Raw genomic sequence first — 6,154 nt, forward strand, 5'->3', positions numbered from 1 at the left:
CGGCGAAGTTCCACATCACGATGTGCTTGATCACGGCGCCAGCCTACGCAGCCACCTCGCCGACGGCACGCGGGGAGGGTCCCCCGTCACCGGCACGCCGGGAAGGTGCCCCCGACCGGCGCTCACGCGTCGTGGCGGACCAGGTCGAGCAGGTCGTGCCAGGCCTCGATCTTCGTGCGCTCGCGGCCGCGGATACCGCCGCGGCCGATCTCGGCGGCGTCGATCCGGCGCCAGTCCGCGAACGTGCTCGGCGTCACCCCGCGCGCGGCGAGGCGGGCGTCCAGGTCGGTGAGCCGGCGCCGCGGGAGGCTCGCCAGGTCCTCGAGGACGTGGGCGGCGGTCTCGGCGGCGTCCTTCTTGTTGCTGCCGATCAGCCCGACCGGGCCTCGCTTGATCCAGCCGACCGCGTACTCGCCGGGACGCGCGGAGCCGTCCAGCTCGAGCGCCCTGCCCTCCAGGTTCGGGATCCGGCCGTCGTCGAACGGCAACCCGGGGACCGGGACGCCGCGGTACCCGATCGAGCGCAGGACGAGGTCCGCCGGCACCTCCAGCCCGTCCGCCTCCGCCCCGGCACCGGTCGGCTCGAGCCGCACCGCGCGGACGCGGTCGTCGCCCCGCAGCACGGCCGGACGGTGCCAGAACGCGAGGTGCAGCCAGCGTGGCGCCACCTCGGGGGACATCGCCACAGCCGCCGCGATCGCCGCGACGTTCGCCCTGGCATGCCGCTCGAGCGTCTCCGGGTCGATCGCTGCCGGGTCGACCCCGGCCAGGGTCACACCGATCCCGGGGGTCTCCAGCAACTCCCGCAGTTCGGGGGTGGTGAAGCTCGCGTGCTCGGGACCACGGCGTCCGACCAGCCACACGTGCTCGATCTCCGCCCGCTGCAGCTCGGCCAGCACGGCGTCGGGCATGTCGGTCGCGCTGAGCGCGGCAGCGTCCTTCAGCAGGATCCGCGCCACGTCCACGGCCACGTTGCCCACGCCGATGACGACCGCGTCCCGCACCCCGGCCAGCGGCTGCGGTTCCGCGTCCGGGTGGCCGGAGTACCACGCGACGAACTGGCGGGCCGACCGACTCCCGGGCAGGTCCTCGCCGGGGATGCCGAGGTGCCGGTCGTCCGCGGCGCCCACGGCGTAGACAACCGCGTCGTAGGCCCGGTGCAGCTCGTCCGGAGTGACGTCGCGGCCCACGTCGACCAGGCCGAGGAAGTGGACGCCGGGTGCGTCGAACACCCGCGCGAGCGTCGTCGCGACCGCCTTGATGCTGGCGTGGTCGGGCGCGACGCCGTAGCGGAGCAGCCCGAACGGCGTCGGCAGCCGGTCGAAGATGTCGATCGAGAGGTCCGGCGCCTGGGCCAGCAGCGCGGCGGCGGTGAACAGCCCCGCCGGCCCGGCCCCGACGATCGCGACCCTGCCTGCCTCGTCCACGTGACCTCCGCCGACTCGTCCGAACCACCGTGGGGCGCACCGCCCCGTGGCCCTGATTCTCGCGGTCGCCTCGCTCCGCTCGTCAAGACCCTCGCCGACGCCGGCTACGGCTGTGGGCGGAGGAGGTGGACGGTCGTGACGATCGGCTGCCGCTGGCCGCCGACGTGGACGACCTGTGCGCCGTCGACGGTCAGCTGGCTGACGTGGTGCGCCAGCGCCCTCCGGACGGGCTCCAGATACCGTGGGAGCGCGAGCTCGACGGCGCCCTCGACGGGGAGCAGCGGCTCGGAGACGACGTACGCCAGCGGCACCCCGGCGAGGTCGGAGGCGGCCCGCGCGATGTGATGACAGGCCACGTGGTCGGGATGCCCGTAGCCGCCGTAGACGTCGTAGGCGACCAGCAGGTCCGCTTCCCAGGCTGTGAGGAAGGCGGCCAGGTCGGCCGCGGCCTCGGCCACGGGGGCCGCGGTGAGGCTGTCCGGGCCGGCCGACTCCCCGGGACCGGCGAGGGTCTCCGCCGCGTCCAGCCAGCGCATCCCCGAATCGGCGTAGCGCCGCGGGGGCAGCCCCGGGACGCGCGCGGGCGGCGTCCCCAGGAACACGTGGTCGCGCACGCCGAGCTCGGCCAGCGCGCCGGCGAGCTCACCCTCCCGGTGGGCGACCAGTTCAGGCGTCCCGGCCAGCGCCGACAGGCGGCCGGGCACCACCTCGCCCTGCTCGCCGCGCGTCGCCGTGACCACCGCCACCTGGTCGCCGCGCGCGCCGAGGTGTGCGAGCAGGACGCCGGTGGCGAGGGTCTCGTCGTCGGGATGCGCGTGCAGGAAGGCGATCCGGGCGCCGGCGTCCGGCAGCGGGTCAGCCATCGAGCTGCTGCCGGTAGACCGCGACGAGGCGCTGCGCCGCCCATCCCCAGTCGAACCGGCGGGCGTGGACGCGGGACACCGCGCCCATCCGAGCCAGCAGCCCGGGCACCATCAGCAGACGAGTGAGGGCGAGCGACCAGTCCTCCGGGCGCCGCGAATCCATCAACTGGCCGGTCACGCCGTGGGCGACGGCCTCCCGCAGGCCACCGGCGGACGCGGCGATCACCGGCGTCCCGCTCGCCGCCGCCTCCAGCGCCACCAGCCCGAACGTCTCCGAGTGCGAGGGGACGAGCAGCACCCTGGCCCCGCGCAGCAACCGGGCGAGCTCCGGACGCGGCTGGGCGCCGAGGAAGGTGACCCCGCCGGAGAGCCCGGCCTCGGCCACCATCGCGTGCAGTTCGCGCTCGTAGGACGCGAACGCCGACGACGCGTCCCCTGCGACGACCAGGTGCGGGCGGACCTCGGCGTCCAGCCCCGCGACCGCCTGGATGGCCAGGTCCGGGCCCTTCAACGGCTCGAGCCGGGCGGCGATCAGGACGTAGCCGCGCGGCCACGCGTCGCCGGCGGGCGCGGGGCTCCAGCGGTCCTCCGCCGCGGCCAACGGACGGAACAGCGCGTGGTCGACGCCGGGCGAGACGATCGATACCCGATCCGGGTCGGCACCGCAACGGTCGATCACGGTCTGCGCCTCCGCCGCGGAGATCGCCACGACAGCCTGGGACTCCCTCGCCACTGCAGCCTCGCCGGGCACTCGCCGGGGGGACTCCGGCGGTTCGCCGGCCGAGAGCGGTGAGCCGGGCGGGGCGGCGACGGAGTGGAAGCTCTGCACGTGCGGGACGCCCCAGGCCTGCGCGACCGGCAGTGCGGCGACGCCCGACATCCAGTGGTGGGAGTGGACGACATCAGGGGCGGGGAGCCGGGCCAGGCCGGCCGAGAACTCCTCGATGTGGGCGTCGATCGCGCTCTTGGCCAGCGGGGTCCGCGGGCCCGCGTCCACGTGGTGCAGGGTGACGCCGGGCTGAAGTTCGACGGTGTCCGCGTCCTCGGGATGCGTGCGCCGCGTGACCAGGTCCACCCGGTGGCCGAGCGCGGCCAGCGCGTCCGCCTGCGCGAGCTCGACGACGTTCATCCCGCCCGCGTCGCCGGTACCCGGCACCGCGGCCGGGGACGTGTGCATGGACACGAAGCAGATGCGGAGGGCGGCAGGCACGGACGGAGCATAGTCCGGGGGCCCGGGCGGGATCCCGCAGGTCGCCGGGCTCTCCCCCGACCGGGCCGGGGCCTGGGCGGAATCGCACACTCTGTGATGCGATCAGGGCCTCAGGGGCGCCCGGAAGCGATCCACGGGGCGATTCCGTTCACTCGGCCCCGGTCGGGATACCGGGGGACGCCGTGCCAAGATGCTCCGGTGACCGACGCACCCTCCTCCCGTTCGGGCACCATCGACGTCGGGCCGCACTGGCTGTTCCTCGTGATCCTGGCCGGCCTCGGCATGGTCGGCCCGTTCTCGATCGACACGATGTTCCCCGCCTTCGCCCGGATGGGGGCCGAGTGGGGCGTCTCTGAGCTCGCCCTGCAGCAGGTTGTCAGCACCTACCTGCTGGCCTTCGCCGTGATGAGCCTCGTCCACGGGCCCCTGTCGGACGGGCTGGGCCGCAAGCCGGTGATCCTGGCCGGCACCGTGCTGTACATCGGCGCGTCCATCGGCTGCGCACTCGCGACGAGCCTGCCGATGCTGCTGGTCTTCCGGGCGCTGCAGGGCCTGAGCGCGGGGGCGGGCGCGATCATCAGCCGGGCGATGGTGCGCGACGTGTTCGCCGACGAGCAGGCGCAACGGACGATGAGCCACGTCGCGATGATCTTCGGTCTCGCGCCCGCCATCGCCCCGGTCGCCGGTGGCCTGATGCTGGGCTGGGGCGGGTGGCGCGGCATCTTCTGGGCGCTGGCCGTGATCGGTGCGGCACTGCTGGTCCTGGTGCTGTTCTTCATGCCGGAGACCCACCCCGCCGACCGGCGCAGCCCGCTCGACCTGCGCAGGCTGCTGGGCGACCTGGGCGGGGTGTGGCGCAACCCGCACGGGCGGCGGCTGGCGTTCACCGCGATGTTCAACAACGGCGCGATGTTCCTCTACATCTCTTCGGCACAGCTCCTGGTCGTGAACCTGCTGGGGCTGGGCGAGACGGACTTCTGGGTTCTCTTCGTTCCCCTGATCTCGGGCATGGTGATCGGATCGTGGGCGAGCGGACGGATGGCCGGACGCCTCAGCGGCAGCCGGCTGGCCACCCTCGGCTACCGGATCAGCCTCTTCGCGGCGGCCGTCAACCTCGTCCTGAACCTCGTACCGGCCACCCGTGGACTGCCCTGGACGATCCTCCCGCTGCCGCTGCTCACCTTCGGGGTGGCGCTCGCCTTCCCGGTCCTCACCCTCGCCATGCTGGACCTGTTCCCGCACTCCCGCGGGTCGGCGTCCTCGGTGCAGAACTTCGTCGCGCTGCTGGGCAACACGGTGATCTCCGCTGCGGTCGCACCGGCGCTGGGATTCTCGCTGATCGCCCTGGCCACCGGGTCGCTGCTCCTGCTCACCGCCGGCTGGCTGCTCTGGCGCCACCACCGCACGGTGGCCCCGCCCGTCCCGAAGCCCCCGCAGGACTCCGCGGCCTACGAGCCGCTCGACGACCTCTGACGCGCGCCGGCCTTACCCGCGGAAGAGCGGACTGATAGCGTTATCACCGTGATCAGCGAGGATTCACTCATCCGGCTCGACGGCGACACAGTTCGCCTGGAACTCCTGCCCCTCGGCGCCACGCTGCGGCGCTTCGACGTCCGGCTCTCCGACGGCAGCTGGCGCAACATCGTCCTCGGCGCGGCCGACCTCGACGAGTACCTGGGGGCCAGCATCTACCTCGGTATGACGGTGGGCCGGTTCGCGAACCGGATCGCCGACGCCCGGTTCACCCTGGACGGGGTCGAGTACCCGCTGGTGCCGAACGAGGGGCCCAACCAGCTGCACGGTGGCCCGGACGGCTTCCACGCCCGCGAGTGGGCCGTGGCCGGGCGGGGGGACGGCTGGGTGGAGTTCGCGCTGAGCAGTCCCGATGGCGACCAGGGCTATCCGGGGACGCTGGCGGTGAGGGCACGCTACGAGCTGGTGCCGGGTGGAGCGAAGGTCACCTATCGGGCCACGACGGACGCGCCGACGGTCGTGAACCTGACCACGCATCCCTACTTCAACATGTCGGGCGAGGGGGCCGGCAGCACCGACGACCACCTGCTCACCGTGCACGCCTCCCGGTACACCCCCAATCGCGCGGACGGGATCCCGACCGGCGAGATCAGGGACGTGACCGGCACCGCCGCGGACTTCCGTGGCGGGCGCGCCTTCGGAGCGGCCCGCGTGCAGGGCGACGCCGAGGGCATCACCCGCAACGGCGGGTTCGATCACAACTTCGTGGTGGACGGGTACGGCCTTCGCGAGCACTGCCGGCTGACCGGGCCCGACGGGCTCACCCTCGTCATCGAGAGCGACCAGCCGGCCATCCAGGTGTACGGCGGCGAGCACTTCGACGGCACCCAGGTCGGCACGTCCGGACGGCCCTACGCCCGCCGCCCTGGTGTCGCGCTGGAGACCCAGCACTACCCCGACTCCCCGAACCAGCCGTCCTTCCCGAGCACGACGCTGCGCCCCGGCGAGGAGTACGTGGCCACCACCCGCTGGCTGATCGTCGGCGCCTGACCAACCCACCTGACGCCTTCGGGCGGGGGACGGTTCTGTTCTCGTTCGCGGGTGTGTCCCGGTTGTGGTTCGGGGGACGGTTGTGTTGGTCGTTCGCGGGGTGGTGGGGACGGGGTGGTGTCCGTCTGGTC

The 6,154-nt window shown here is 73.6% G+C and carries 5 protein-coding genes; 2 read left to right on the forward strand and 3 right to left on the reverse strand.

Features of this window, described 5'->3' with window-relative positions; all coding sequences use genetic code 11:
• Positions 1-122: 122 nt before the first annotated feature.
• The 3 genes from QM633_RS03320 to QM633_RS03330 all read right to left on the reverse strand — a co-directional run bounded on the left by QM633_RS03320 (position 123) and on the right by QM633_RS03330 (position 3,500).
• Positions 123-1,427, reverse strand: coding sequence for an FAD-dependent oxidoreductase (locus QM633_RS03320; RefSeq protein ID WP_415152306.1), 1,305 nt, complete (start codon positions 1,425-1,427; stop codon positions 123-125).
• Between the two features lie 104 nt (positions 1,428-1,531).
• On the reverse strand, positions 1,532-2,290 hold the full coding sequence (locus tag QM633_RS03325) for a PIG-L family deacetylase (RefSeq protein ID WP_415152307.1): 759 nt from the start codon (positions 2,288-2,290) through the stop codon (positions 1,532-1,534).
• Positions 2,283-3,500 (reverse strand): glycosyltransferase, encoded by a 1,218-nt coding sequence (locus tag QM633_RS03330; RefSeq protein ID WP_415152308.1) that lies wholly within the window; start codon positions 3,498-3,500, stop codon positions 2,283-2,285. Before QM633_RS03330 ends, QM633_RS03325 begins: the two co-directional genes overlap by 8 nt.
• Positions 3,501-3,698: 198 nt before the next feature.
• Between QM633_RS03330 and QM633_RS03335 the strand changes: the two genes are divergently transcribed.
• Both QM633_RS03335 and QM633_RS03340 read left to right on the forward strand, forming a co-directional pair.
• Positions 3,699-4,973: a multidrug effflux MFS transporter gene (locus tag QM633_RS03335; protein ID WP_415152309.1), complete on the forward strand. Its 1,275-nt coding sequence runs from the start codon at positions 3,699-3,701 to the stop codon at positions 4,971-4,973.
• Between the two features lie 48 nt (positions 4,974-5,021).
• Complete coding sequence (locus QM633_RS03340; RefSeq protein ID WP_415152310.1) at positions 5,022-6,023, forward strand: aldose epimerase family protein; 1,002 nt, start codon at positions 5,022-5,024, stop codon at positions 6,021-6,023.
• Positions 6,024-6,154: the final 131 nt, after the last annotated feature.

This window comes from Propionicimonas sp. (genome assembly GCF_047606205.1).
Taxonomy (GTDB): Bacteria; Actinomycetota; Actinomycetes; order Propionibacteriales; family Propionibacteriaceae; genus Propionicimonas.

What these genes read in the sequence shown, in the direction of transcription:
- QM633_RS03325 (WP_415152307.1), bottom strand. Translation starts at nt 2,290, where the DNA reads ATGGCTGACCCGCTGCCGGACGCCGGCGCCCGGATCGCCTTCCTGCAC.